The following is a 26,639-nucleotide window of genomic DNA, read 5'->3' on the forward strand; positions in this document are numbered from 1 at the left end:
AAACAGGCGTGGCCAACATCAAGTCCCAGATGAAGCGGATCCGTACCAACGAGGCGGCGCGCCAGCGCAACCAGTCGGTCAAGTCCGAGCTGCGCACCGAGATCCGCAAGGTCCGCGAGGCCTTCGCGGCCGGCGACAAGGCGAAGGCCACCGATCTGGTCGTCAGCGCCAGCCGCAAGCTGGACAAGGCCGCCTCGAAGGGCGTCATCCACGCCAACCAGGCCGCCAACAAGAAGTCGGCCCTCGCGCTGGCGCTGAACAAGCTCTGATCGCACCGGTACCGCCCGCGGTACCACCCGTACGTTGACGCAGCCGCCGTGGCCTCGATGACCACGGCGGCTTTTGTCGTCGCCGATCGACTATTGCGAGGATCACTTTTTCGGTCCGGCAGCCTGAATTCAGGTATTTCTTCAGCAATATTTCAGCAATCTCCCGCTTAGGTGCCGATGCGGCCCTCTGGGCGTTGAGCGGAGCCGTCCGGACAGATCCCAGGTCATCGAGACTGCCCAGGGCAAATCGGCAGGAAAGTGGCGTCCCCGCCGACATCCCCAGGTCATCCCCCGCGTCCCATTCCTCGAGCCGAATTCTGATCGGGCACCACATGTCGGAGGTTCCCGCTACGATTCGGCGCATGGTTACCGTGTACGCCAATCAGACGCCGGTTCGCTCCGAAGATCTGCCGGACATCATCCGCGCAGCCGAGGTCCTAGGCATCGGACTGAAGATCGAGAACGTCATGGTCCCCGATGAGGAAGGCGGCTACTCGCTGGAGTGGATCGTCACCCGGGACGAGGAAATTCCGGTCTACGAGGAGTGGGAGGGCCGGTACGAGGAGTCCGAAGAGGACATCGAACTGGTTCTCAGCTCGGTCGAATAGATCCCTGTGAATCCGCACCCGCGCCGAGCGGGTGCGGATCTCTGAGTGCTCAATCCAGGTCGGGGTTCAACCGATCCAGCGCGGCCTGGGACTCCGCATCGGCCGCGCGATAGATGATGATGCGCTGGTCCGGATCCTGTAGCGGCATGAGCACTTCGAAATTGACCACCAGCGGCCCGACCTCCGGGTGGCGCAGCGGCTTCCTCCCGCGCCCCTGCACCCGAACGTCGTGCCTGGCCCACCCCTGCGCGAACTCCTCGCTGCATGCGGTGAACTCGGCGACCAGATCGGCCAGTTCCTGATCGTCCGGATGGGCCGCCCACGCGGCGCGCAGATCGGCGATGCCTTCGCGAATGATCCGATCCCGGTCGCAGTAGAAATCGCGCATGGCGGGATCCAATAGGCACAGCCACATGGAGTTGCGCTGCCGCGGTGGTAGCGCGCCGAAGTCGACGACCAACCGCGCCATTTCCGGATTCCACGCCAGGATGTCGTAGCGGTGGTTGATCAGCATCGCGGGCAATGGCGACAGATCGTGCACCAGCAGCTCCAGTGCGGGCGCGGGGACGGTGCTCGGTTTCCCGGCATTCGGCTGGCGCTGCTGGGCCAGATCGAAGAGGTAGGCGCGCTCGTCGGTATCGAGGCGCAGCGCGCGTGCGAGCGCCTCCAGGACGTCAGCGGATGGGCGCAGGCCGCGCCCCTGTTCCAGCCGCACGATGTAGTCGGTGCTCACCCCCGCCAGCTCGGCGACTTCCTCACGGCGCAAACCGGGGGTGCGCCGAGCCTGTTTGCGCGGGGGCAGCCCTAAGTCGCCAGGATTCAATCGCTCGCGCCGAGCGCGCAGAAAGGCCGCGAGTGCTTGTGCCCAATTCGCGGAGCTCCCTGGCCCTCCGTGGTCACGCAAGCTACCGCCTCCAGGCCTGAGCTCGCTCCGCTGTGTCGCATTCACCGTGCTCGTCATCGCCCACGATCTTACGGCTGACTAGGACTGGCCTTCCCAGGAAAAACCTTCCCTTACCCATGCTCTCGCGCCGTTCCACACTCGATGACACCGGAAACGAAGTACGAACGACAGGAGCACGACATGTCCGGAGCCCGCACCCTCGATACCTACCGGTTGCTCGGCCGCTCGGGTCTTCGGGTGTCTCCGCTGTCCCTCGGGACCATGACGTTCGGCGCCGATTGGGGTTGGGGCGCCGATAAGGACGAGGCCCGCAAGATCTTCGACACCTATGTCGAGCGCGGCGGCAACTTCATCGATACCGCGAGCCAGTACACCAACGGCACCTCCGAGCAGCTGCTCGGCGAGTTCAGCGCCGCCAACCGGGAAAGTCTGGTGCTGGCAACGAAGTACACGATGCTGCGACGGCCGACCGATCCCAACTCCGGCGGCAATCACCGCAAGAGCATGGTCGGTTCGGTGGAGGCCAGCCTGCGTCGGCTGAACACCGACTACATCGACCTGCTGTACTTGCACGCCTGGGACTTCCTGACCCCGGTCGAGGAGATCCTGCGCGCCATGGACGATCTGGTCCGCGCCGGGAAGGTGCTCTATGTCGGCATCTCCGACGCACCGGCCTGGCAGGTCGCACGCATGCAGACCATCGCCGACCTGCGCGGCTGGTCCCTGCTGATCGCGCTGCAGATCGAGTACAGCCTGATCGAGCGGACCGTCGAACGCGATCTCATTCCGATGGCGCAAGAACTCGGCCTCGGCGTGGTGCCGTGGTCGCCGCTGGCCAGCGGGGTGCTCACCGGCAAGTACAGCCGCGCCGATTTGGCGCACGACGCGGCCAGCTCACCCGAGGGCACCCGCAAAAACGTGGCGGCCGCCAACGGAGCGCTCACCGAACGCGGCCTGGTGATCGCCGACGTGGTGAAAGATGTTGCGGCACAACTGGGTAAGACGCCGTCACAGGTAGCGCTCGCCTGGACACTGCAGAATCCGGGCGTCAGTGCACCGATCATCGGTGCACGCACGGCCGCACAGTTGGAGGACAACCTCGGAGCGCTCGAGGTCGAATTCGACACCGCGCAGCTGGACCGGCTGCAGCAGGCCAGCGCGATCGAGTTGGGCTTCCCCCACGACATGCTCGCCCGCCCGATGACCCGCGGCGTGACCTTCGGCGACCTGAAAATCGAAGGCCGCAACTGAGTTTCACCCGATGAGGTGGTGCGAGTCCGGCTCGCACCACCCCATCAGCGCGTCCGCCACCGATCAGCCGGAATTCCGCCGAACTCGACCCTCGGCGATATCGTGGGTAATACCATCACCGGGCGCCTTCGGTCGAGAAGTTACGCCGGATTCCGGTTCGGCTCAGTCGCCTATTGCGCCCGCGCTGACCCTTTCGCGCACGGGCGGTGAACTGTCGCCGTCAACCTGCGCTCGGTAACCCTCCGCTGCGCTACGGCATTCGCGGCACCCACTCAGCTTGCGGCGTGCAGGTCCAGGATCTTCGTTAGTGCGTGTTCCAAGGCGTAGTTGGCGTCGGCGGCACCGCCCTTTACGTCGGCATTCAGGGTGGCGACGACTTGCAGGGCCGTACCGATGCTGGCCTGATTCCAGCCCCGCGCTTGGGCCTGGGCCTTCTTCACCTTCCAGGGCGGCATGCCCAATTGCTGGGCAAGCTTGAACGGGTCGCCGCGGCCCGCGGATCCGACGCGGGCAATGGTGTGGACGGAGTCGGCGAGTGCGTCGGCGAGCAGTACATGCGGTACGCCGCGGTCATTGGCCCAGCGCAACGCCTCCATGGCACCGGGTCGATCGCCGGCCACCGCCAGTTCCGCGACATCGAAACCGGAGATCTCGGCCTTGCCGGAGTAGTAGCGGCGCACCGCGGCGATATCGATCTTGCCGCCGGTATCGGCGGCCAATTGCGAACAGGCGGCGGACAATTCCCGCAGATCCGAGCCGACCGCCTCCAGCATCACCTGCACGACCTCGCCCGAAACCCGCACCCCGGCATTGCGGAATTCGCCGCGCACGAACTCCACCCGCTCGGCCGCCTTCGTCAACTTGGCGCAATCGTGCACCTGTGCACCCGACTTCTGCAGCGCAGGGGCCAGCGCCTTGGCCCGACCGCCCCCGGAGTGCAGCACCACGAGCACCACACCTTCGGGCGGATCCGTGGCGGCGTCGGTGATCACCGCGACCGCCTCCTTACCCGCCTCCGCGGCCGACTCGAGCACGATCACCCGATCCTCGGCGAACAGCGAAGGGCTCAACAACTCCGCTAGCTCCGCGGTACTGGCATCCCCGGCCCGCAGTCGATCAACGGGTACCGCATCGGGGTCCGGCGCATTGGCCCGCACCTGCGCCGCAATCCCCGCGATGGCCCGTTCGATCAACAGCTCTTCATCGCCGAGCACCAGGTGCACTGCCGCAGTCCGTTCGGTCACGACTGCACCTCGCTGGCGCTCGGCTCCGTCGTGCCCGACGGTGCTGTGTCTTTGGTTCGCTCGCTGCGCTCGCTCACACGAGCATCCTACGGTCCGCCACCGACACGTCCGCACACCTCACAGGCACCTCCGATTTGTCACCGTCCGTGTTCGAACTCGGGCCTCCCGGTCGTCTGGCTGTCCTTCCTTCATCCACAACCAGGCGCTGTAGTCGGCAGATAACTGTCCCGACTTCGGCCGGACACGGGTCCAACGAAACCCCGCGCTCGCAAGCTGCCCGGGTCCATCAGCTTTGTCCAGATCGGCGCGCAGACTATCGGGACGGCGATCTGGCTCGTCGAATGGTTACGGTTCGCAGCTGGCGACCTTCACCCAGGACCAGTACGTCGCCTTGTTGATCGGTCCGCGCGACGGCGACTCCCAGCGCGGCCAGATCCGCGAGCACACCGGGGTGCGGATGGCCGAAGGTGTTGTCGGCACCGACGCTGACCAAGGCGAGTCGAGGGTGGACGGCGCCGATGAATTCCTTGGTGGTCGTTCGGGAGCCGTGGTGTGGCAGCTTCAGAACGTCGGCCTGAACAGCAGCACCCGAGTGGAGCAGTCGTTGTTGCGCCGGTGCCTCGATATCGCCGGTGAGCAGAATTCGGCCCGCGGGAGTCGTGGCGGCGATGACAATCGAGCGGTCGTTGGCGTCGTCGGTGCTCGGCGGGCCGGTCGGGCGGTGCGCGAGTGGGGCCGGGGCCAGTACGTTCAGTTCGATAGTGCCGAAACGCAATACCTGTCCCGAGGACAGCTCCAGCACCGGGATGTGAGCCTGCGCTGCGAGACTGGCGACTTGCTCCGGACCACTGACCGATGCGCCCCGATCTCGTGGGGAACGCGGTGCGTTGGACGTGCCCGTCGACTCACCTGAATTCGCCTCGGATCTGGTCGAATTCGATATTCGCACCTCGCCGGTGCTTGCGGATTCGACGTTGACCGTTGTTCCGGACAGCTCGCCAGGCCCGACACCCAGGGCATCGACCTTCCGGCCCTGTAATGCACCGGCCAGACCAGCGATGTGGTCGGCGTGCGGATGTGTCAGCACGAGAAGCGAGATCCGGTTGATACGCAAACGATTCAGACAGGTCCGCATGGTGCGCGGATCCGGACCGACATCGATGACCACCGCCGTGTGATTACCGACAGACAATGCGAGTCCGTCACCCTGTCCGACATCACAGACGGCCAATACCCACCCAGCAGGTGGCCAACCCGGATGCCAGACTCGCACCGGAATCAGCACGACCGCGACGCCGAGCAGAACGGCAGCGGCAAGACGACGCATTACCGCTGACCGCAATGCCAGCACAACGAGAACTACTGCCGCACAGGCGATAGCCCCGCCGGTGAGCCCACCGCGCACGGAGATCTCCGCGCCGGGCACATTCGCCGCATGTTCGGCGACGAACAGCAGCCACCACAGTGGCGGTTGCGCGCAGCGCAGTATCAGTTCGGCCAGCGGAGGCCAGGCCGCGGCGAGCGCGGTGCCGATCGCCCCGAGCACCGTGATCGGTGCGATTACCGGTTCGACCAGGATATTCGCGAGGATCGCGACCAGACTGAGCCGTCCGGTCAGCGCGACCACCAGCGGTGTCGTCACCACAAACGCAGCGGCCGATACCGCGACGATCTCGGCCGGCACGCGCCACCAGCCGCGGGCGCGCAACCAGTCCGCCCAACTCGGCGCCAACAGGATCAGTCCGGCGGTCGCCAGTACCGACAGTCCGAATCCGGCACGCACCGCCAGTTCCGGCCACAGCGCGAGCAGGCCGATGACCGCCGTGCAGAGCGCGGGCAATGCCTGCTTGCGGCGTCCGGTTATCAAGGCGAGCAGGGTAATCGCACCCATTGCCCCCGCCCGCAGCACACTCGGGTCCGGACGTGCCACCACAATGAACATCAGCAGTGCTGCCGCCGCGACCGCTGCACCGACGCGCGGGCCCAGGGTGAGCAGCCGCACCGCACCGAGTACAACCGCCAATAAGATCGTGAAATTGGCCCCGCTGACCACGCATATATGTTCCAGCCCAGCGATTTCGAACTCCGCACGGACTTCGTCGGACAGCGCGGACGTGTCGCCCACCACCAGCGCGGGCAACAGCCCGGCCTGCTGTTCGGGTAGCACGCGTGCGGCCGAGGCGAGGTCGGTGCGCACTGCCGCAGCGACCCGTTGCCACCAGGGCAGCGCGCCGACCACCACCGGCGGTCCCTGGGCACGCAGCGTGGCGACGGTGAGATCGCGGTGCCACGGCAGCTCAGGTTTGGCCCGAAACTCCACCGCCCGTCCGGGCAGCAGCCCGTCCCAATCCGCACCGGACCCGAGAACCACCACGGTGCCACCCGCCCGCACCGTCGAACCGCCTTGGCGGTAATCGCGCAACTGTGCCCGCACCGTCCACCGCTGCTCACCCCCGAATGCGCTGGACCGCACCGGTTTCGGATCATCGATGGGTGTGACGACCACACGCACCGAAGCCGCTGTGTTACGCAATGGATGCGTCGCCACCCGGTGCTCGCGCCACGCCCCGGCCACCGCGAACCCGGCACCCAACAGCAGCGCTGCAAGTGCGGCAACGGCGACCACCCGCCATCGCTCACTGGGATGGGCCACCGCCCGCAACAGCACCACCCAGAGCCCGATCGCCAGCAGCACCAGCACCGACGCCAGCACCAGACCAGCCACCCATCCCACCGTCAGTGCGACAACCGTTGCACCCCAGCAACTCAGTGCCGCGGGCAGCAACCGTGCGTCGAGCACCGGTACCGTCTCCATCGACGGCCCGCCATCCTCGGCAGCCCGGCGATCGATATCGCCCGGTCCGTCCGACACACCCTCGAATGCGGTCATACCGTAACCAGATCGCGCAGACGTGCGAGGCGGGCCGGGCCGATGCCGTCTACCTCACCGAGTTGGGCGACATCGGTGAATCGTCCATTCGTGGTGCGCCAGGTGACGATTGCGCGGGCGGTGACCGGGCCGATGCCGGGGAGGGCGTCGAGTTCGGCTTCGGTGGCGGTATTGAGGTCGACTTTACTCGACGGGCGTTGTGCCGCAGCAGAATTCGAAGCTGAGCCGCCTGGCGGTCGTCCGCCTGCACTGATCGTGGTGCTGCCGAGTTGCGGCCCCACGTTCGGACCACTTGGACCAACGAGAACCTGGTCGCCGTCTTGGAGACGCTGTGCGAGGTTGAGTCCGCTCAGATCCGCGCCGTCCTTGGCACCACCAGCGGCGGCGAGTGCGTCGGCGACCCGTGCCCCGGCGGACAATCGAACCAGGCCGCCGCGATGAACCAGGCCGACCACACTGATCACTAATTCCGTTGTGGGACTGGTGGTTACCGGCACGACCGACGGTCCCGCTCCGGATGATGCCGCCATGCCGACACCGGACAGCCCAGCCGGTACCGTGCCGGTGCTGATGCGTACCGCCGACGGCAGCGGCACCGTCTGCGCGACCGGTCGCTCACGCAAAACCACGACGGCCGCGACGACCACCGCCGCCAGTCCGACCGCGACGAGCGTCACCAGCCCACGCCACCCCGGATCCAGTCGAGTCCCCCGAAATCGTTCCGGCACAAGCCGATCCCGCCAAGCCGAGCGCCGCTGCGGCACATCCAGCCAACTCGGTGTCCGCACCTCGCCGACCCCGTCGTCATCATCCTCGAGATCGGAGCTGGCCGCCTCGGTAGAAACCTCGGGATCGGACTCCACCGCCTCGGATAACTCCTCGTCATCCCACCGCCCACCTCGAACCGGCGGCTTGCTTCGCACCGATCGCTTTCCGGACCTCGACGAACGCGGCGAACTTCGGCACAGCTCAGCGTCGGTACGCGCCGGACTTCCGGCACCGATCGTTCGGTTGGCACCGACTCGCTCGGTCAACACGCTCAGTCGTCGGCGAATCCGCTCGCGCTCGTCATGTCGGGACATGGCGGCGACGCTAGTCCCGCGGCAAGATCGGGAATCAGTGCCGACCAGGCGAAATAAAAAGTCTGTTGATAACTCCGAGCCTGTGGATAACTTCGCCCGCTGGATCAGGTTCGCAAGGCGATGAGTACCGTCGTGGTGAACCGAACCATGAAGGAACCGCCCGCCGCATCAATGGCAGCCCCGACACCTTCCAGCACCTCTTCCTGTGTGGCAGAGGAGAATTGGGCATGGCCGCCGGTCGTCGGCAATTGATCCAGCCACTCGTCCCGGGTGTACGTCCGCTCCCAATCGAACGTCCACTGCTCGGGTTCACCGAAGCCACCCGCCGCCCGAATCCCCTCGATCGCCTTGTCGGACGGCGTCGCATACGTGGTCGTCGCCCCCGCCGCCCAACGGGCAGCGAGCGAGTCGGGGACGACCCGTTGATAAACCGCGGCAAAGGCTTTGGCCAAGTCCGTCGGCGGTTGGCCCGCATTCCAGAACACGGCAAGCCGTCCACCGGGTCGCAGCACTTCAGCGGCCTTCGCGGCGCCCGCGACCGGGTCCACCCAGTGCCAGGTCTGCCCGGAGATGACGGCGTCGAAGATTCGCCGCGCCGGGTCCCAGGCTTCGAAGGCAGACACTTCGACCTCGAAACCGTACTTTCGCGCCCACTCACCCATCCGCGCATCAACCTCCACCCCCAATACATGGCAACCCGCCGCCCGGAACTGCCGGGCCGCGATGCCGGTGCCGATGCCGACATCGACGATCTCAGGTCCGGGGGTGGCGGCGACGATCGCATCAACCATGGCAGCCGGATAGCTGGGACGTGCCCGGTCATAGCGTTCCGGATCCGAGCCGAACGATTCGGCCAGCTCACGGGCTCGATGGGATTCGCGTTGGTCGGAGGACGTAGGCTCCGAAGGTACAGTGGGCATGCGCCCACCATAGTGGGCACATGCCCACTTGCCAACGGGTGCGTCCGAGAAAAGGAGATACCGTGCCGACAGGCGTGGCCATGCGTGATCCGCGCGAGCAGCTATTCGAGGCTGCCGAACGAATCCTGTTGCGAGACGGTCCGAATGCACTGACCAGCCGCGCTGTCACCACCGAGGCAGGCTGCGCCAAGGGCGTCCTGCACCGGCACTTCGCCGATTTCGACGCCTTCCTCGCCGACCTCGTACTCGACCGCATCGGCCGAATCGATCAGCAGTCCGCTGCCCTGCGCGAATCCGCAGGCACCCGCACGGTGACCGACAATCTCACCGACGCCCTGACCACTGTCTTCGAATCGGTCGCGGTAGCCATAGTCAGCCTCGTCACCTTCCGCGACGAACTCCGCACCCGCCTGCGCCAGGTCCGCCCCTCCGGCGTACCCGTACTCACCGAAGCAACCACCATGCTCGCGACCTACCTCACCGCCGAACAGTCGCTGGGCCGCATCACCCCCGAGGCCGACACCGACACCCTCGCCCTGACCCTCATCGGCAGCGCCCACCTCCTCTTCGCCGACCGCAGCAACCCCACACCGACCTCCGAAGCCACCCGCAAAGTCGTAACCACCGTCATCGCAAGCACTCTCAGGTGAGATGGCGGGTGTCACCGAGGCTGACGACCTGGCGGTTGCGGAAGTAGTCATCCTCGCGCAGCTCCGTGATACTTCCCGGAGCAGCATGCAACCGCGCGTAACCGAGTGATTCGATCGGCAACATCGTCCACGCCGCAACGCTGAAAGTGATTGCGCCACCGTGTGTTACGACGATCTGACGATCGCAGTCGCGCTCCCGGATCGCGTCCATCGCCGAATAGACGCGCCGCGCGAATGCGGCAATGGTCTCCGATCCCGGTATGCCTTCATCATGGCCCATTCGCTCCCCGACGGCGGGCGGCCGCACGAATCGCTGATCCAGCCATTGCTGGGGCTTACCCTCGGCCTCGCCATAGGACTTCTCGCGCAATCGCGGATCGAGAATCGGCGGCACATGCAGCAAATTGCCGATCACAGCCGCGGTCTGCGCCGCGCGCTGTAGATCCGATGTGAATAACTCAACGCCGACCTGCGCCGGAATCCTCGAGCGAAGCGCATCGGCGATCGCATCCGCTGCGCGCAAACCGGCAGGCGTGAGCTGCGCGTCGTACCACCCTCCCACCAAGCCCTCAACGTGATGTGTCGACTCCGGATGAGCGATGACATAGATGATTCGCACGAGCCGATCCTCGTCGACGTGGTCGTGACTTCGGCGACCAATCAGCTATCAAGACCAATCGGTACTATTCAACTGATTGTCATCTCCGGCGAAAGGCCAGGCGATGGTGTCGAGGCGAATGTGACAAGGCTGCCCCGGTATGCGGCGATGCTGGCGCTCGCGGCCGACCTCCCCAGCGATGACCAACGCTGGGCATACGAGGTGAAATTCGACGGTATTCGTGCCATTGGGCATGTCGACCGCGACCTGCGCCTGATCTCACGCAACGGCAACGACATCACTCCCGCGTGGCCCGAACTCGCGGATCTCGCCCCGGCAACCCCGCCCTTCGTCATCGATGGCGAAATCGTCACCTTCACCGCCGACGGCCGCAGCTCCTTCGAGGCGCTGCAACCACGCATGCACCAGCGCAATCCCGCAGCGATTCGAAGCCTCGCCAAATCCGTTAAAGCGACTTACCTCATCTTCGATCTACTCCATATCGGCACGCGCTCTCTGATCGATCTGCCTTACGAGCAGCGGCGGCAACTGCTGGAACAACTCGACCTCCATGGCCGGCACTGGCGGGTTCCGCCGCGCCTGCACGGATCCGGCGCCGACGTCCTCGCCGAATCTCGACGGCTCGGCCTCGAAGGGATCGTGTGCAAGCGACTCGACAGCCCCTACCTGCCCGGGCGACGCAGCCCGCTCTGGACCAAGGTCAAGAACGTCAACGACCAGGAAGTCGTCATCATCGGTTGGCGCCCGGGTACCGGCCGCCGGGCCGGGCGCATCGGCTCATTGCTCATGGGCATCTACGACAACGCCGGAAAACTGATCTATATCGGCAACGTCGGCACCGGATTCACCCAGGCGATGCTCGATGAGCTGAAAGCGAGACTCCAACCGCTGCAACGCAAAACACGCACCGTCGACACCAGCGTTCCCGGCGCCATTTGGGTCGAGCCCCAGCTTGTCGGTGAAGTGTCGTTCACCGAATGGACCGGTGACGACCGACTTCGACACCCGTCCTGGCGCGGACTCCGTCTCGACAAGGAACCACGACAAGTGAGACGAGAGTATATTCCTTGACAGTTATATAACTGATGGGGAATAGTCGATCGCGTGACGACGCCGAAGGCATTTCAGGCGCTGGCCGAGCCGAATCGGCTGGCCATCCTCGAGGTACTGCGCGAGGGAGAGCAACCGGTGGGAGTGTTGGCGCAACGGTTGAGCCTGAGCCAGCCCGCAGTGTCGAAACATCTGCGCATGCTCAAGGATGTCGGGCTGGTCGAGGTGCGCTCGGATGCCCAACGTCGCCTCTACCGCATCAGGCTCGAACCGCTGGTCGAACTCGACGACTGGCTCGAGCCCTACCGGCGGTTGTGGAGCGCGCGCCTGGACCGACTGGAAGAACATCTCAACCGACGGAGGCAATCGTGACCGACGCCCAGCTGATTACCGATGGCGCACGACCGGCCGTTCGACTGGAGCGCCAGCTACCCGACCCACCGAAAGTGGTGTGGCAGGCCATCACCCAGCGAGAACAGCTCAAATCCTGGTTCCCCTGCGACGTCATCGTGGATGGCGGGGTCTGGCAAGTTGGCGCCGCGATAACCTTCCGCTTCCCGAGCGATGTCGCCGACATGACGCTCAGCGGCGAGGTGTTGGCCGTGGACGAGCCGAATCTTTTGTCCTTCACCTGGGGCGAAGAGACCCTGCACTTCGAGCTGACCGAGCACGAAGGCGGTACCCGCCTGGTGCTGGTCGACGAACTCCCGCCGGGCGCGGCAGCACGCAATGCCGCGGGTTGGGACGAGTGCCTGGACCGCCTTGTCGGAGTTGCGCCGGCACCCGATGCCTGGAAATCCCGCTTCGCGGTCTACTCGGCGGCATTCGAGTCGGCTCTCGGTCCCCAGGTAGGCCCACCCGCCGATTACAAGGGCTGACCCGAAAGAATGATTCCTCTCCGGATGAGTGGGTCCGGACCGGATCCGGGCCTGCTCAACCGGAGAGGAATCCTGGGCATCCCGAGTTCTGTTGAGTGTCGGCACATGGCATCTACCTCCATTTCATTGCTGGGACCGAATAGACGGATCTAGGTGAACAGCCTGGTGACGAAGGCGTTCATGTTGTCGCGGACCCGCTCGATCTTGGTCTCCTCGGTGATGAGATCTTCGCGGTACCGATTGCCCAGCGCGGGCGTTCGCTTACCGCGCGCGTAGAGCGAACACGCCAGATCGGTGCACATATAGGTACCGACCGAGTTGCCCCGGCGTCCGGATTCGCCCGCCTTGTGCGCGGTCATCAGCGAGACGCCCCCACCGGTGTGCGCGGTCAGGCAGATCGCGCACATCTGGGTCCGGCCGGATCCGCCCGTTTCGTAGCGCAGCGCGACGCCGATGATGCGGTCGTCCTGCGGCACAACAAGATAGCCGCGGCCGGGTAGCGACGGATCGCTCCAGCCGAGAAAATCCAGGTCATCCCAGGGCTGTGCGTCCAGGTCCCGAGGCACCGGCAACTTCTTGGCGGTCGTCTTGGAGCAGTTGATGAACGACGACCTGATGTCGCGTTCGGTGACGGCTTTCATGACGGCATCGACTCCTTCGATCGGTTGACAAACCGAAGGAACGCTACAGCTGGTCATTAGCCCAGGCAACGGAATTTCCAGCTCATACGCGGCGCATTACCGAAACGACCTTCCCCAGCACCACTGCCTCGTCACCGTCGATCACGTCGTAGGCCGGATTGCGCGGTTCCAGATAGACATGGCCGTTGCGACGACGATAGACCTTGACCGTCGCCTCCCCATCGATCATCGCGGCGACGATGTCACCGGAATGCGCCTCGTGTTGTTTGCGGATCACCACCAGGTCGCCGTCGCAGATCGCCGCGTCGATCATCGAATCGCCGCGCACGCGCAGCCCGAAAACCGTTCCGCGCCCGACGAGTTCACGCGGCAGCGTCATCATGTCGTCGGCGTGCTCTTCGGCGAGGATGGGTGTACCCGCCGCGATATCGCCGACGACAGGAACCGCGACCGAATCCTCGGCCTGCTCCGGAGCCACCGATGCTTGCAGGAACATGCGCACATCGATCGGCCGCGACATGGTCTCGCTGCGACGCAGAAATCCCCTGTCCTCCAAGGACTTCAGATGCTTGGAGACCGAGGACGAGGACCGCAGCCCGACGGCATCGCCGATCTCCCTGGTATTCGGCGCGTACCCGTACCGCAGCACCCAGTCCCGGATCGTGGCGAGGATCCGCTGCTGACGCGGCGGCAGGGTCGAGGTGTCGAGGTGCTCGAAGGCATCGTGGTCGTATCCGGTCACCCGGGAATCCTAGGTGCGCGCGGACAATTCTCCGCTTTGTCACATCCGGCCCGCCTGCGTCGTCATACCGGTGAAGAGCAGCACATGGGAACTTTGGAGGAATCATGACGACCATCCTGCTGACCGGCGGCACCGGCACACTCGGCCGCCACGTCACACCACTGCTGGTCGAAGCCGGTTTCAAGATTCGTATGCTCAGCCGCAATGCCCACGAATCGACCGACGGCATCGAGTTCGTGACCGGAGATCTGCTGGCGGGTACCGGCGTCGAGGCCGCAGTCGACGGCGCGGAGATCATCCTGCACCTCGCGGGCGGCCCTAAGGGCGACGACATCGCGACCCGGCATCTGGTCGATGCCGCCGCCAATGCGGGCGTGCAGCACATCGTCTACATCGGCGTGATCGGCGCCGGGAAGCTGCCGATCGGCTACTTCCGGGCCAAGTTCGCCGCCGAACAGGCAATTATCGAATCGGGTGTGCCGTACACCATCCTGCGCGCGGCCCAGTTCCACGACCTCGCCCTGAAGACCGCACAAGCCATGGCGAAGAGCCCGATCGTTCCCGCACCGGGCGCGATCCTGTGGCAGCCGGTCGATTCGCGGGAAGTGGCCGCGCGGCTCGTGGAGTTGACGCGCGGCGCACCGGCCGGGCTGGTAGCCGATCTGGTCGGGCCGACGGTGTACACGATGGCCGAGCTGATCCGCGGATACCTGAAGGCCGAGGGCAAGCGGCGGCTGTTCCTCCCGGTTCCGGTGCCGGGCAAGGTCGGGCGCGCGTATCGCGCGAAGGAGAATCTGACCCTCGATGGTGCGACGGTCGGCAAACTCACCTGGGAGAACTTCCTCGCCGAGCAGATGTGACAGCGAATCTCCTCGCGCAGCCGCAGGAAAAAGTGATGTGCCGGCGCCGCGACTGCTCTGCTACCGTGGCCGACATGAAGCGCGCTGCTGTGACGACGACGCCGGAGACCGTCCCGGCGCGCTGATTGCTGTCATGATCGAAAGCCCCGGGCGAGTGCCCGGGGCTTCGTCTTGTGCTCACTCGCCCGCTGTCCGCGAGGAGACCCCGTGCACGACCACCGCAAACTCGGCCGCGAACTCGGCCTGTTCGATACCGACCCGCTGATCGGATCCGGCCTGCCGTACTGGCTGCCCGACGGCGCCACCGTACGCCACGCACTCGAGGAATTCATCCGCACCGCGGAGCGACGGGCCGGGTACCGGCACGTGTACTCACCGGCGCTCGGGAAGCGGGAGCTCTACGAAATATCCGGGCACTGGTCGCACTATCGCGACGACATGTTCCCGCCCATGCAGTTGGGCGGCGAGCAGATGGTGCTGCGCCCGAGCCTGTGTCCGCATCACGCGGTGATATTTCGCTCCCGCTCGCACAGCTACCGCGAATTGCCTTTGCGGATGGCCGAATTGGGCGGGATGTATCGGTCGGAACTCTCCGGTGTACTCGGCGGACTCACCCGTGTCCGCGCGATCCAGCTCAATGACGCACACATCTTCTGCACCGTGGATCAGGTCGCCGACGAGGTCGCGGGCGCGCTGGAACTGATTCGATCGGCGCACGCGGCCATGGGCATCCAGCCCACCCGATACCGCCTCTCACTGCCTGGACCGGGCGGGAAATACGTTGCTGCCCCAGAACTCTGGCAGCAGTCGATCGCGATGCTCACCGATGTGCTCGACCGTTCCGGCCTGCCCTACGAAGCAGCTGAGGGCGAGGCCGCCTTCTACGGCCCCAAGATCGATATTCAATTCACCGACAGCGCGGGCCGCGAATTCACCCTGTCCACCGTGCAGGTCGACTTCCACCAACCGGAGCAATTCGATCTGCACTACATCGGCGCGGACGGGGTCAAGCATCAGCCGGTCATGGTGCACCGCAGCATTATCGGCAGCGTCGAGCGGGCCGTCGCGCACCTGATCGAGGTGCACGGCGGTGCGTTCCCGGCCTGGCTTGCCCCGACCCAGTTGGTCGTCCTACCGGTTTCGGCGGCCGAGTCGGCACCCGCCGAAGCGCTCGCCGAACGCTGTCTCCAGCTGGGACTGCGCGCCGAAATCGCCGATCAGGGCAGTCTCGGCGCGCGCATTCGCGAAGCTCGCCTGGTCCCCTACCAAGTCGTGATAGGTCCCAAGGAGGTCGCGAATGACCTTGTCGCGGTGCGGCTTCGGGACGGACAACGCCTTGAGCCGTTAAGTGTCGACGAATTGCTCTCCCGCATAACCGAACTCATCGCCGCGCACAGCACCCTGCTCTGACCGTCAATGCTCGGTGACGAAGTGGATCGCCAAGCGGTCACACAGTTCGCCGAGTGCGCACGCATCGATCTGTGGCGTGTTCGGCCACGCATCGGCGTTCGTCCACGGCACCGAGGCGGGGGTGCCATGCGGACGAGCGAATACGTGCTGATGGAAATGCGCGACGCCCAGTCCGGTGATCGCGGAGAACACGAATTCCGGTACCAGCTCGACGTGTAACGCGTGCGCGGCGCGTCGAGCGGCCCAGCCCACCGCCTGGGCCTCGGCGTCGGTCAAGGTGGACAACGTCGGTGCGTGCCGCCGGGTCTCCACGAAGAGGTAGCCCGGCACCGGCGTGCCCTCGGTGAGCGGCCGATGTGTGACCAATACCAGGTCATCCACGTAGATCACCGGACCGACCAGCGCACCGATCCCCCGATGCTTATCGCAGATCGGGCATTCGCTCCCCATATTGTCGCCATAGCTGCCATACACCGTCTCGATATCGAAGTTCCGCCATCCCACTCGATATCGCCGAGCGCCGTTGCGGCACTTGGTGATATCCCGCTGACGAGGTCGGGTCGGGCGGTGCCGCCTGGCGGCACCGGCGCACATTGTGGATCGTGGCATCGGCGATCAGTTCAGTGCCTCAGTGGTCATGCCGCGACGTTAGTCACCTCCGGTGCCGACCGAAGGGGTTGCGATCACGCAGAAATTTTTACGCCCACCACGCCATTCGACCAGAGATGCGGCGCACTCGCGAGTGCTGGACCGTAGCCGATCAGGCGCAGCCGCCGGGGACGACCAACACACCGACCGCACCGAGGCCGAGGTGGACGGCCAGCGTCGGCCCGAATTCCGCGACGATCAATTCGCGTATGCCGGGCAGCAACTCGCGCAGTTGGGTGGCGACGGTATTCGCGGCATCCTCGGCACCAAGGTGTTGTACGGCGACGGCGGCACCGTCGTCACCGGCCGCATCCACCGCTGCCGCAACGAGTTTGGCGTAGGCCTTGGAGCGGGTACGAACCTTTTCGCGCAGTTCCAGGCGACCCTCGACGATCTGCAGCAGCGGTTTGCTCACCAGTTCGCTGCCGAAAAAGGCCGCGGCGCTGCTCAATCGGCCGCCACGCCGCAATTGCTCGGTGCGGTTCACCAGGACGAAGGTGCGTGATCGACTGGCCGCGGCGACGGCGGTGTCATAGACGACATCCAATGTCGCCCCACTGTGCGCGCGGCGCGCGGCGGCGAGCACCGGCAAGCCGGTAGCCAGACCGGCGCCGAGTGAATCTACCAACCGGACCTGATCGGCGGCATCCATATCGCGGACCGCCTGCCGTCCCGCCTCCCAGGTACCGGAGAGTTGGCGCGAAAGGTGCACCGCGACAACGCCGTCCCCATTACTGCGCTCCAGCGCCTGCTCGTAGACGGCACGCAGCTCACCGGGTGAGGCCGCCGAGGTCGTCACGGTATCCGAGCCGTAGTCGATATCGATGGCGTCGACGCCTTCGCGGATGGTGCGGTCGCCGACCAGCACATGCAGTGGGACAACGGCGATGTCCAACTCAGCGACGAGTTCGGCAGGGAGGCTGGCGGACGAATCGGTGACGACCACAACGGCCACGGACTACCGAACCTCCTGCAAGGTCTTCACCATCGAATTCGCCACTGCAGTATGTCCGGCCCACCCCCAGTGGATGCCGTCCGGATTCGCGTCGCCGGAGAAGATGTCCTCGCGCACCGCTTCACCGAGATCGACCAGCGGGACGGAAGTCTTGTCCGACCATGCGCGCAGTGCCTTGACGGCAGGCTCCCGGCCGCTGTGCACATGCCCGTATGCGGCGCAGTTGTGCACGGACGGCAGTACCGCGACGACCGGCAGATCCGGACGCAACTGGGCCAGCGCTTCGCGCGACTGCTCCAGGTAGTCCACGCTCACCTTCGGCGGCAATGCCACGGGGCGACCAAGTTTCGACAGCTTGGGCTGCAGCCAGTTGTAGGTGGCGCGGACCCCGCGACGCAGCACGGGCGGACGCACATAGCGGATCAACTCGCGCAGCGCGGTCGGCAGCGGCGAGGGCAGAGTGTCCATGCCGCCGACCGCGAAGACGACCGCACCCGCGCGCGGTACCGCGGCCCACACCCGGGGGTCGCCGATCAGCGCCCAGTACGCGTCCCGGCAGGTCCAGCCGATCCGCCCGATCAGCTCGACATCCCAATCGAGTTCGGCGCCGACCAGATTCGGCCAGATCTTCGGATGGTCCGCGGGCAGGCCGCCCTTCGGACCGAAGTAGGACAGCGAGTCCGCGATCACCAGCAGCACCGGACGATCCGATTCATCGGTCGAGGCCGGATCGGCCGTAACCTCGTCGCCGGTAACCGATTCGAGCGAGGGATCGTCGACGACCGAATCCACTGCGGATTCGTCACCGCGCGCCGAAACCGCAACCGTGACTTCGGGCGCGGATTCCGCTGCGGGAATTATGGACTCATCTGTGGGAGCAGCGCCGATCACCGACTCATCAGTCGACGCCGCGATATCCGTATCAGAAGCTGCCGCAACACCTTCCGGTGGTTCACTTGCCGGTTCCGCAGGCTCCGCGCCGGTTCCGAACTCGGTCGCGTACGCGGCGGGCTCCTCGTTACCTTCCCCGGAGTCGGCGGCGGCAACAGATTCGTCGCTGTCGGACTCGGCCGACTGAGACTCGGCCGGTTCCTCCGGCTCGACCGTCTTCACCGGGGGAGGTCCGAATAGCGCGTCCGGGATCGCCCGTTCGGGCTTCGCCGAAACCCGACGGAACAATTCATCCGGTACCTGCCGAACCGGTTCTTCAGAGGACATCCGGGGCCACCTTCGCCGCTGCATTCCACACATCCAGGCGCCAACCGGGCTGATCGATGCTCGGACCGTGACTGCTCAGCTGCACCCAGCTGGTATTGGCCAATCCCCCTAGGGCAGGCCAGTTCCGCGGCGGCAGGTCGAGCAGCGCGGCCGTAAGGGCGGCGATCAGCCCGCCGTGCGCCACCAGGATGATAGTCCGGCCTGGCCAATCCTGCCGCTCGGCGAACAATTCTCGAACAACCGGCAGGGACCGTGCGCCGACCTCGAGCTTGCTCTCACCACCGGGCGGGGTATAGGCCGCATCCAAGCGCCACGCGACCCGCGCGCCCGGATAGTCGGCGTCGACCTCCAGATGGGTCAATCCCTCCCAGTCGCCGAGGTTGGTTTCCCGCAGCCGCCGATCCAGGACCACCGGAACATCGGTGTGGTCGGCCAGTGCCGAGGCGGTATCGAAGGCGCGCCGCAGATCAGAGGAGACGATGGCGATCGCATTGCGCGAAACCAGTTCGCGCGCAGCCTCTTTCGCCTGACGACGACCGAGCTCGGTGAGATCGGTGTCGATCTGCCCTTGCATCCGGTCGGAAGCATTCCACTCGGTCTGCCCGTGCCGCAGCAGGATCAGCGTGCGGACGCCGGCATACTTGCTCACTCGCGTTCTTCCCCCGCTTCATCACGCATCACGACACCCTCGGACTCGGCGTGCTTGAACACCTCGGTCCCGGCCGCGATCCCGTCCACCGGAACCGCCGGACAATCCTTCCAGAGCCGTTCCAGCGCATAGAAATTGCGTTCGTCATTGTGCTGGATGTGCACGACGATGTCGACGTAATCCAGCAGTGCCCACCGGCCCTCGCGGGTCCCCTCGCGCCGGACCGGCTTGTGCCCGGCTTCGCGGAGCTTTTCCTCGACATTGTCGACGATGGCATTGACCTGACGCTCGTTCGGCGCGGAGGCGATCACGAAGCAGTCGGTGATCACCAACTGTTCGGAGACGTCGAGCACCACGACGTCGGTGGCCAGCTTCTCGTCCGCCGCGCGCGCGGCGACCTGTGCCATCTCCACCGATTCGACAGATGCGCTCATGCCTCCACCTCGCTGGCGCTCGGCTCCGGCATGACCGCATCAGCGGCTCCGTTATTGGTTCGCTCGCTGCGCTCGCTCACGCCTTATTTACCTTCCACTCCTACGGGCACATATAAATGCCGCTTCGATATGTACTGCACGACGCCGTCGGGCACGAGGTACCACACCGGCCGGTTCTCGGCGGCGCGGCGACGACATTCACTCGATGAGATCGCCAACGCCGGGATCTCGATCATGGTCACCGCATCGACCGGCAGGTCACGCAGATGCTCCTCGAGATGATCGGTGTTCAGCTCATACCCCGGTCGGCTCACCCCGACGAATTTCGCCAGTTCGAACAACTCCGCCCAATCCTGCCACGTCAAGATGTTGGCGAGCGCGTCAGCTCCGGTGATGAAGTACAGCTCGGCGTCTGGATGCTTGGTGCGCATCTCACGCAGGGTGTCGACGGTGTAGGTGACCTTGCCCCGGTCGATATCGGCTCGGCTGACCGAGAATCGGGGATTGGAAGCGGTCGCGATCACAGTCATGAGGTAGCGATCCTCGGCCGGGCTGACCTGCTTATCGGCCTTCTGCCACGGCTGTCCGGTCGGGACGAAGATCACTTCGTCCAGTTCGAACCGGTTCGCGACCTCGCTGGCGGCGACGAGGTGGCCGTGGTGGATGGGGTCGAAAGTGCCACCCATCACCCCCAGCTTGCGTCGACGCCGACCGTTCTCCTGCATGAGAGCCGAGCTTAACCGGTCGGTTCGGTCCGAGCCGGGGCCGGACGGTCAACTGCTGACGACCGCCCGCAGACCCGGCTTCAGCACTGCGTCGAGTTCGGACCACGGGATCGTGATGTCGATATAGCCCAGCGCGTGCGAGGCGATCTCCCCGAGGTAGACCCGCAGACCGTCGGGCATGGCCAGCCAGTCCTTGAAGTTCTCCACGGCCGGTGCGATGCGCTGCTTGTCGTAGGGGTTCGTGCCGATGCGGGACTTGGGGATCTGCACCTCCGCCTGCGCCGACAGTCGATCGAGGGCCTTCGGCAGATCGGTGAACAGATCCGGCAGGGTGAGCGTCTTGCCGGTGTCGATATCCGTCACGTGGGTGCGTTTGAAGGTCGTCGGGTGCACATAGCCGTCGTCGACCTCGATGCCGAGCACACCGCTGAGCACATGGCGGCCGATGTGCGCGACCTCACTTTTGTACCCCTTCACCTTCTGGTTCTCCGCCGCGGCCCGCAGGTACGGATCCAGCTCGGCGCGCAAGCCGTCGTTGAAGTCGGTGCGCGCATCCTCGGTTCCGCCTTCGACCTGCGGCAGGTCGAAGGAGTACCAGGGGCCCTCCAGTCGAATCGAGGTCGCGGTGAAGGGCGGTGCCGGGGGCGAATCGGCCCGGTCGGCGGCCCCGCACGCCGTCAGTACGGCGAACAGGACGCCGACCAGGACAGCGACAGCGGTCTTCCTCATTTCGCCTCCCCGAATAGCTCGCGTTCGTGCCCGAGAACGTACCACCGCGAGCTATCGAGGATCCGTCAGCTGCTGACGACCGCGCGCATCCCCGGCTTCAGCACGCCGTCCAGCGCGGACCACGGCACGGTGACATCGATATTGCCCGCGGCATGCGAGGCGATCTCACCGAGATAGATCCGCATACCCTCCGGCGTGGCGAGCCAAGTCTGGAAGTGCTCGGCGACCGGGGTGAGCAGGCTTTGGCTGTAGCCGGTCGCGCGCGGATTCTGCTGCACCTGGGCCTCGGCCTGAGTCGAGAGCGTGTTCAGGCCCTGCTGCAGATCGGTGAACAGGTCGGACAGGGTGATGGCCTTGCCGGTATCGATGTTGGTGACGTGCGCGGCGTCGAAGCTGTTCGGATGCGCGGCGCCCTCGGAGTACATGATGACGACCAGATGCCCGCTGAGCACCTGCGAACCGATGCGGACGACCTGACTGTCACCGCCGGTGACCGAATCGCCCGGACGGTTGATGCGGCCGATCCACTCCTGCGCCCCGGCCTGCACGGCCGCGTTGAATTCGGCTCTGGCATCGGCCTTTCCACCACTCACCTGAGGCACGTCGATCTTGTACCCGGCGCCCTCGAGATGAACTGTTGTCGCGGTGAAGGTTTCGGCTCGAGGCGATCCGGCGACGGTCGTCGACGCCGCCGGTGTCGCCGTCACCGACACGGCCGGTGTCGCGCTCGCCGACGATCCGCCCCCGGTCGTCGCCGATTCGTCCGGCCCACAGGCCGTGAGTACTGCGGCGCTGGCCAGCGCGCCGATAACAGCAGCGGTCTTCTTCATCCGGAGCTCCGAATCGACAACGCACCGAGCCGATCTCGGTGTCCTCCCAACAATGCCGATGCCACCTAACAGTTTTCTTATCGTGCGCAAATGCACGCTGACAAACGGGGCGTGCGCCCCGTATATTAAACGGGGGGATCACCCCGGTTAGCTGTTGAACAGGAGTATGCACCATGTCCGTTACCGCTCGCGAGACCATCGAACGCCTGCTGGCCTTGACCTCTGGCGGCCCTAGGCCGGAGATGGCCGATGTGTATGCCGTCGACGCGGTGTTCGAGTTGCCGTTTCTGCCGCCGGGTGCGGAGCATCCCGAGGTCGGACGCGAGGCGTTTCGCGCTCATCTGGTGGAGGGTGCTCGGATTCAGCGCTTCGATTCCGTCGACGATGTCCGCATTCACGAGACTGCGGACCCCGAGGTCGTCATCGCCGAGTACCGGATCAAGGGAACGGTGTTGGCCACCGGCAAGCGGTTCGACCTGCTGATCATCAACGTCTCCCGGGTGCGTGACGGGTTGATCGTCTCGACCCGCAGTTACTCGAATCCGCTTGCGGGTGCCATCGCTTTCGACCAGGTGGAGGCGTTGCTCGGCGGGCTGGTCGCTGGGTGATCAGTGGTCGTCGTCGCGCTGCATGTCGGCGAGTTGGGTGCGGGTGTTGAGGAGTTCGGTGGTTATCTCGGGCGTAGGGGACGTTTCGGCGATGTTTTCCAGTTCGGCGAGCAGGTCGCGCATGGTGGTGAGCCAGGGGCGGTCGGATTCCAAGCCGGCGCCGTAGAGCTGTAGCCAGGCGGCGGAGCGCAGGCATTTGGCTCGGGGGCCAATGCGATCGAGGGTGCCCCAGAGGTGGGCGGCGCGGAGGAAGGCGACGACAGCTTGTTCGTCTTCGCCGCAGTAGTCCAGCACCGAGGCCGCCGACCAGGCGAGCTCGGCTTCGAGTTCGACGCGGTCGGGGTCGTTGTGGACCAGACGAGCCGCCTCGACGAATTGATGTGCCGCATCACGGAATCGGTTGAGCTTGCGCAGGGATTCGCCGAATTGGCTGCGCACGATCGCCATTTCGGCGGGCGGATACGGCTGCTCGACGGTCGCGAAGGACTGCTCGAAGAGGGCCGCCGCCTCCCCGTGCCGTCCGGCCCGGTGGCAGGCTCGCGCGGCCACGAAGGTGAGGTGTGTGGCATCCGCCGCCGAAATCGGTTCCCACCGTGCGGCCGCGGTGAGCGCCGCGTCGGCCAGTTCGTATTCCCGGCCCTGCTGTCCGGAGAGCACCATGACGAGCTGAGAACTCAGCCGGGCGAGATGTTCGGCGGGCAGCGCGGTCGCGCCGATCGAAAGTGCTTGGCGCAGGTACTGTTCAGCATCCTTCGGATTGTCGACGAGGCGTACTGCGGCAAGTTCGGCCAGCTGCCGCGCGTCCTCGGCTTGTTCCTCGGTGGTGGCGGTCTTCGCAGGCACTACAGCAGTAACCTTGCGCGGCAACGTGTTTCGCGCACCGAGCGGCAGGTGGTTGACCAGCGGTTGTTGCACGAGCCGGGCCGCGACCCGCTCGCTGACCACCGTATTGCCATTGCGCGCGTCGTAACGTGCGGTGAGCTGGCCGATTTCGACGCTCAGCTTGTCATGTACCGACTCCACCGTGCCCGCATCGACTTCGAGTGCACTGAGATCCAGCTCGGTCAGCCGCCGCAACAGCACGCACACTCCCGATATGAATGCGAGCCGAATGGCGGCGTCGGCGCCGGGATCGGTCAGCCACACCGCGTGTTCGGCCAGTATCTCCAGACCACGTGCCTCGTTCCCGGTCAGCGCGCAGAACTCGATGTGCTCGCCGACCGAGCGCCGCAGATCCGGAAGGTGGCGCACCAGTGGATAACCCGTCAAATGCGCACTGCGCGCCTCGGCGGTGCGCCCGGTGCGCAGCATCGGCAGCAGGGCCTGCCCGAGCACCCGATGCGGCTCTTCGGCACAACTGCGCGCACCGTCGATGACCGGACGCCAGCTCTCCAGTGCGGACTCGTCGTCACCGGCCTGCGCGTAGTTCGCTCCCCACTGGTTGCGTTCACAGGCGTCGCAATCGGACATGCTGTCGCGCGGTGCCGCCCGCGCGGCGTCCAGCAGTTCGGCGGCCAAATCGTCCTGACCCAGTTGCCGCGCCAGGTCGGAGCGCAAAGCGAGCACCGGGCGCGCACTGTATCCCCGCTGCCGGTAACGGCTTTCGAGCTCGTCGAGCCAGCGATAGGTGGTCCGCAGCGGCACCCCGGGATTCTCGATCAAGCCCCACGTCAGCCATTTCAGATACCAGTGCACCGAATGCGTCATAGGACCGAGTTCGGCCGGGAAGTCGTCGTAGATCCGCAACAGCCTGCCGTAGGCGACCGGTGCCAGATCGCGTTCGCCCGCATAGGCATACGCTTGGGCCAGCTCCAGCAGGACACTCCCCTCCAGGGCCCGGTCCGGACCCGACTTCGCCTCGGCGGCAAGCGTTTCCAGTCGTTCGGTGCGGCAGCGTCCGGGTGGCAGCGAACGGCTCTGCGCCAGCGCGGATTGGATCTCGGAGGTATCCATCTCAGGCCTCCTCCGCGGTCTCGCCCGCCACACGCCGGGTCGCCCAGCTGAGGAATTCGCCGAAAGCGCGATTGAGCAGCGCGGTATCGGCCGGTCGCAACGGCCGGTGGGTCATCAATAACGCTTGGCCGTACAGTGATTCGACTGCCGTCCGCAGGAAGGCCGGGTCGTCGATCCGGCTCAAGCGCCGGACCACCGGGCTGTTGTGGTTCAACACCAGTTGAGCACGGGATGCGCTCGCCTCCAGCGCGCCGAGGATTTCGGTCCAGAGCTCATCCGCGCCGACGGTGGTCTCGACCCGTGCTCGCTCATTACGCGCACCCCGGCTGTCCAGATGCAGTGCGGGCACCGAAACCGGATGGAACGCACGCAGAATCACATCGCAGGACAGCGGATCCAGTGCGGTGCGGGCCGCGGCGAGCACCGGAGCCAACAAGAGTTCCTCGGCGGGATCCACCAGGTCGAGGGCGGCCGTAACCGCGGCCGCGTCCAGCTCGGTCACCGTGACACCAGGCAGGATGGTCGGCAGCAGCGCGACGAGTTCCGAATCGTAGGCATAGCCGCCGTTGACGACGCCGATGCCTTGCGCGGCCGCGGTGGCGGCCACTTGACGGAATTCCTCCACCGTCGCCGTCACCCGCACGGTCGGATGGTTACGCGCGAATTCGGTCAGCGGAACCCGGCCATCGGTCGTCTCGAACAGCAAGTGCGGCACCATGATCCGCAGCATGTCCGGCGAATGCCGTGCCATCGCCTTGACCCCGAGTGCGTGCACGGACAGGAATGCGGCGAGCCGCTCGGGCTGTTCGGCGGCGATTTCGGTGAGCCAGTCGCGGATTCGGTCGCCGAGGCTGTCGCGGACGATGGCGAGGCGTTCGTCTTCGTAGAGTCCCTCACGCGAGGCGGTCGGGCGCAGGCTGTCGGTATCGATGACACAGCGCACGAAGAAGGCCCAGTCCGGCAGCAGTCCGCGCACCGCGTCACCGAGCAGCATGCCCTTGAGATACACCCGATGCGCACTGCTTTCGGCGGGATTGCCCGGCTGTGACAGCACGAATGCGACCCCGCTGACCCCCGCCAATTCGGCATCGAGATCGATCACATCCAGCGGCGTGAAGCCGAGGACGCGCTCGCCGTACTCGAACAGCGCCGCACGCCGCTGGGCCGGGGATGCATAGGCGCGCCGCCACACCGGCGGACCATCGGTCGCGCGGAGTCCGGCACCATTCGCCTCGACCGTCACCTCGTAGGGCAGCAGCGAACCATAGTCGCGGACCAAATCCAGCACCCGCCCCGGTGCGAACCACGCCTGCGCACCGGCTCGCGGCGTGAGATGCACCGTGGTGCCCGGCTCTTGCCGCACTACTGGATCGAGCAGACGCAGTGAGTAGGTGCCGTCGGCGGCGGCCAGCCATTCCACGGGCCGTGCGTCCGGATCGAGGGCCGAGCGGGTGACCACGCGGATCGTCTCCGCCACGGTGAAGCACGCCAGCAGCCCGATACCGAACTGCCCGAGGAACTCTCGGCGCGCACCCTCGATATCGTCACGCTTCGACGAATGCCCGATGGTGGCGAGGAAACGGTGCACATCCGCCTCGGTGAGACCGATGCCGTGATCGGTTATCCGCAGTCCCGATTCGTCGACGACCAGCCGAATCGCGGTGGGCGCCAACGCATCGCGCTGCCTGCGCGCGGTGACGGCATCGACCGCGTTCTGCAGTAGCTCACGGATGTAGACCCGGGGACTCGAATACAAGTGGTGCGAGAGCAGATCGACGATTCCGCGCAGATCGACCTGGAACGAATAATCCCCACCACCGCTGCGGCCAGACCCAGCCGGCGCGTTGTTCACCATGGACCGAATCCTGGTGC

28 protein-coding genes are annotated in these 26,639 nt (G+C 65.7%); 10 read left to right on the plus strand and 18 right to left on the minus strand.

From position 1 onward, the window contains the following. Positions 1–8 precede the first annotated feature (8 nt). Together rpsT and ACZ60G_RS04775 are read left to right on the plus strand one after the other, a co-directional pair. Positions 9–269, plus strand: coding sequence for a 30S ribosomal protein S20 (gene rpsT / locus ACZ60G_RS04770; RefSeq protein ID WP_040687883.1), 261 nt, complete (start codon positions 9–11; stop codon positions 267–269). Positions 270–631: 362 nt separating this feature from the next. Then, positions 632–877, plus strand: coding sequence for a hypothetical protein (locus ACZ60G_RS04775; RefSeq protein WP_040687907.1), 246 nt, complete (start codon positions 632–634; stop codon positions 875–877). A 49-nt stretch (positions 878–926) separates the two neighbouring features. On the opposite strand, the gene ACZ60G_RS04780 is transcribed toward ACZ60G_RS04775, so the two are convergent. Next, a complete protein-coding gene (locus ACZ60G_RS04780; RefSeq protein ID WP_465807316.1) occupies positions 927–1,781 on the minus strand; it encodes a helix-turn-helix domain-containing protein in 855 nt (284 codons plus the stop codon). Between the two features lie 180 nt (positions 1,782–1,961). Here ACZ60G_RS04780 and ACZ60G_RS04785 point away from each other — a divergent pair, with 180 nt between their 5' ends. Beyond that, entirely contained in the window at positions 1,962–3,032 is a 1,071-nt protein-coding gene (locus ACZ60G_RS04785) for an aldo/keto reductase (RefSeq protein ID WP_465807318.1), read from the plus strand. A 272-nt stretch (positions 3,033–3,304) separates the two neighbouring features. Here ACZ60G_RS04785 and holA read toward each other — a convergent pair whose 3' ends face one another. The 4 genes from holA to ACZ60G_RS04805 all read right to left on the minus strand — a co-directional run bounded on the left by holA (position 3,305) and on the right by ACZ60G_RS04805 (position 9,168). Then, complete coding sequence (holA, locus tag ACZ60G_RS04790; protein WP_465807320.1) at positions 3,305–4,276, minus strand: DNA polymerase III subunit delta; 972 nt, start codon at positions 4,274–4,276, stop codon at positions 3,305–3,307. Positions 4,277–4,589: 313 nt separating this feature from the next. Then, positions 4,590–7,166 (minus strand): ComEC/Rec2 family competence protein, encoded by a 2,577-nt coding sequence (locus ACZ60G_RS04795; RefSeq protein WP_465807322.1) that lies wholly within the window; start codon positions 7,164–7,166, stop codon positions 4,590–4,592. Beyond that, a complete protein-coding gene (locus tag ACZ60G_RS04800; RefSeq protein ID WP_465807324.1) occupies positions 7,163–8,089 on the minus strand; it encodes a ComEA family DNA-binding protein in 927 nt (308 codons plus the stop codon). Before ACZ60G_RS04800 ends, ACZ60G_RS04795 begins: the two co-directional genes overlap by 4 nt. A gap of 263 nt (positions 8,090–8,352) precedes the next feature. After that, entirely contained in the window at positions 8,353–9,168 is an 816-nt protein-coding gene (locus tag ACZ60G_RS04805) for a class I SAM-dependent methyltransferase (protein ID WP_465807325.1), read from the minus strand. A 62-nt stretch (positions 9,169–9,230) separates the two neighbouring features. Between ACZ60G_RS04805 and ACZ60G_RS04810 the strand changes: the two genes are divergently transcribed. Next, complete coding sequence (locus ACZ60G_RS04810) at positions 9,231–9,818, plus strand: TetR/AcrR family transcriptional regulator (RefSeq protein ID WP_465807326.1); 588 nt, start codon at positions 9,231–9,233, stop codon at positions 9,816–9,818. On the opposite strand, the gene ACZ60G_RS04815 is transcribed toward ACZ60G_RS04810, so the two are convergent. Continuing rightward, complete coding sequence (locus ACZ60G_RS04815; protein WP_465807327.1) at positions 9,811–10,437, minus strand: histidine phosphatase family protein; 627 nt, start codon at positions 10,435–10,437, stop codon at positions 9,811–9,813. The genes ACZ60G_RS04810 and ACZ60G_RS04815 overlap by 8 nt on opposite strands. Positions 10,438–10,557: 120 nt before the next feature. Here ACZ60G_RS04815 and ligD point away from each other — a divergent pair, with 120 nt between their 5' ends. From ligD to ACZ60G_RS04830, 3 genes are read left to right on the plus strand one after another with little or no spacing between them, the layout of a single operon-like run. After that, entirely contained in the window at positions 10,558–11,508 is a 951-nt protein-coding gene (ligD, locus tag ACZ60G_RS04820; protein ID WP_465807329.1) for a non-homologous end-joining DNA ligase, read from the plus strand. A 33-nt stretch (positions 11,509–11,541) separates the two neighbouring features. Next, complete coding sequence (locus tag ACZ60G_RS04825; RefSeq protein ID WP_465807331.1) at positions 11,542–11,859, plus strand: ArsR/SmtB family transcription factor; 318 nt, start codon at positions 11,542–11,544, stop codon at positions 11,857–11,859. After that, positions 11,856–12,365, plus strand: a complete 510-nt coding sequence (locus ACZ60G_RS04830; protein WP_465807333.1) for an SRPBCC domain-containing protein — start codon at positions 11,856–11,858, stop codon at positions 12,363–12,365. The genes ACZ60G_RS04825 and ACZ60G_RS04830 overlap by 4 nt, the downstream gene beginning before the upstream one ends. 149 nt (positions 12,366–12,514) lie before the next feature. Here the strand turns inward: ACZ60G_RS04830 and ACZ60G_RS04835 are convergent, their stop codons facing one another. Both ACZ60G_RS04835 and lexA read right to left on the minus strand, forming a co-directional pair. Further along, the gene (locus tag ACZ60G_RS04835; RefSeq protein WP_465807335.1) at positions 12,515–13,006 is read right to left on the minus strand and encodes an FBP domain-containing protein; all 492 of its coding nucleotides are present in this window, start codon (positions 13,004–13,006) and stop codon (positions 12,515–12,517) included. 82 nt (positions 13,007–13,088) lie between these two features. Then, on the minus strand, positions 13,089–13,748 hold the full coding sequence (gene lexA / locus ACZ60G_RS04840; RefSeq protein WP_465807337.1) for a transcriptional repressor LexA: 660 nt from the start codon (positions 13,746–13,748) through the stop codon (positions 13,089–13,091). Between the two features lie 101 nt (positions 13,749–13,849). Between lexA and ACZ60G_RS04845 the strand changes: the two genes are divergently transcribed. Together ACZ60G_RS04845 and thrS are read left to right on the plus strand one after the other, a co-directional pair. Next, entirely contained in the window at positions 13,850–14,608 is a 759-nt protein-coding gene (locus tag ACZ60G_RS04845; RefSeq protein ID WP_465807622.1) for an SDR family oxidoreductase, read from the plus strand. Between the two features lie 207 nt (positions 14,609–14,815). Then, entirely contained in the window at positions 14,816–16,018 is a 1,203-nt protein-coding gene (gene thrS / locus ACZ60G_RS04850; protein ID WP_465807339.1) for a threonine--tRNA ligase, read from the plus strand. 3 nt (positions 16,019–16,021) lie between these two features. On the opposite strand, the gene ACZ60G_RS04855 is transcribed toward thrS, so the two are convergent. The 8 genes from ACZ60G_RS04855 to ACZ60G_RS04890 form a co-directional block, all read right to left on the minus strand. Beyond that, on the minus strand, positions 16,022–16,522 hold the full coding sequence (locus tag ACZ60G_RS04855; protein WP_465807340.1) for a hypothetical protein: 501 nt from the start codon (positions 16,520–16,522) through the stop codon (positions 16,022–16,024). A 256-nt stretch (positions 16,523–16,778) separates the two neighbouring features. Next, positions 16,779–17,621 carry a DegV family protein gene (locus tag ACZ60G_RS04860; protein ID WP_465807342.1) on the minus strand — a complete coding sequence of 281 codons (843 nt, stop codon included), beginning with the start codon at positions 17,619–17,621 and terminating at the stop codon, positions 16,779–16,781. 3 nt (positions 17,622–17,624) lie between these two features. Continuing rightward, positions 17,625–18,320, minus strand: a complete 696-nt coding sequence (gene octT, locus ACZ60G_RS04865) for a diglucosylglycerate octanoyltransferase (protein WP_387291419.1) — start codon at positions 18,318–18,320, stop codon at positions 17,625–17,627. A 508-nt stretch (positions 18,321–18,828) separates the two neighbouring features. Then, complete coding sequence (locus ACZ60G_RS04870) at positions 18,829–19,488, minus strand: histidine phosphatase family protein (RefSeq protein WP_465807344.1); 660 nt, start codon at positions 19,486–19,488, stop codon at positions 18,829–18,831. Then, positions 19,485–19,922 carry a ribosome silencing factor gene (gene rsfS / locus ACZ60G_RS04875; protein WP_465807345.1) on the minus strand — a complete coding sequence of 146 codons (438 nt, stop codon included), beginning with the start codon at positions 19,920–19,922 and terminating at the stop codon, positions 19,485–19,487. The genes ACZ60G_RS04870 and rsfS overlap by 4 nt, the downstream gene beginning before the upstream one ends. An 83-nt stretch (positions 19,923–20,005) precedes the next feature. After that, the gene (gene nadD / locus ACZ60G_RS04880; protein ID WP_330253267.1) at positions 20,006–20,647 is read right to left on the minus strand and encodes a nicotinate-nucleotide adenylyltransferase; all 642 of its coding nucleotides are present in this window, start codon (positions 20,645–20,647) and stop codon (positions 20,006–20,008) included. A gap of 48 nt (positions 20,648–20,695) precedes the next feature. Then, a complete protein-coding gene (locus ACZ60G_RS04885) occupies positions 20,696–21,376 on the minus strand; it encodes an RsiV family protein (protein WP_465807348.1) in 681 nt (226 codons plus the stop codon). 65 nt (positions 21,377–21,441) lie between these two features. Next, positions 21,442–22,206, minus strand: a complete 765-nt coding sequence (locus tag ACZ60G_RS04890; protein ID WP_465807350.1) for an RsiV family protein — start codon at positions 22,204–22,206, stop codon at positions 21,442–21,444. Between the two features lie 173 nt (positions 22,207–22,379). On the opposite strand from ACZ60G_RS04890, the gene ACZ60G_RS04895 reads away from it, so the two are divergent. Then, a complete protein-coding gene (locus ACZ60G_RS04895; RefSeq protein ID WP_465807352.1) occupies positions 22,380–22,814 on the plus strand; it encodes a nuclear transport factor 2 family protein in 435 nt (144 codons plus the stop codon). Here the strand turns inward: ACZ60G_RS04895 and ACZ60G_RS04900 are convergent, their stop codons facing one another. Both ACZ60G_RS04900 and ACZ60G_RS04905 read right to left on the minus strand, forming a co-directional pair. After that, on the minus strand, positions 22,815–24,767 hold the full coding sequence (locus tag ACZ60G_RS04900; protein WP_465807354.1) for a hypothetical protein: 1,953 nt from the start codon (positions 24,765–24,767) through the stop codon (positions 22,815–22,817). A gap of 1 nt (position 24,768) precedes the next feature. Then, positions 24,769–26,622 (minus strand): HSP90 family protein, encoded by a 1,854-nt coding sequence (locus tag ACZ60G_RS04905; protein WP_465807355.1) that lies wholly within the window; start codon positions 26,620–26,622, stop codon positions 24,769–24,771. Between the last annotated feature and the right edge of the window lie 17 nt (positions 26,623–26,639).

Source organism: Nocardia sp. NPDC102475, assembly GCF_055584605.1.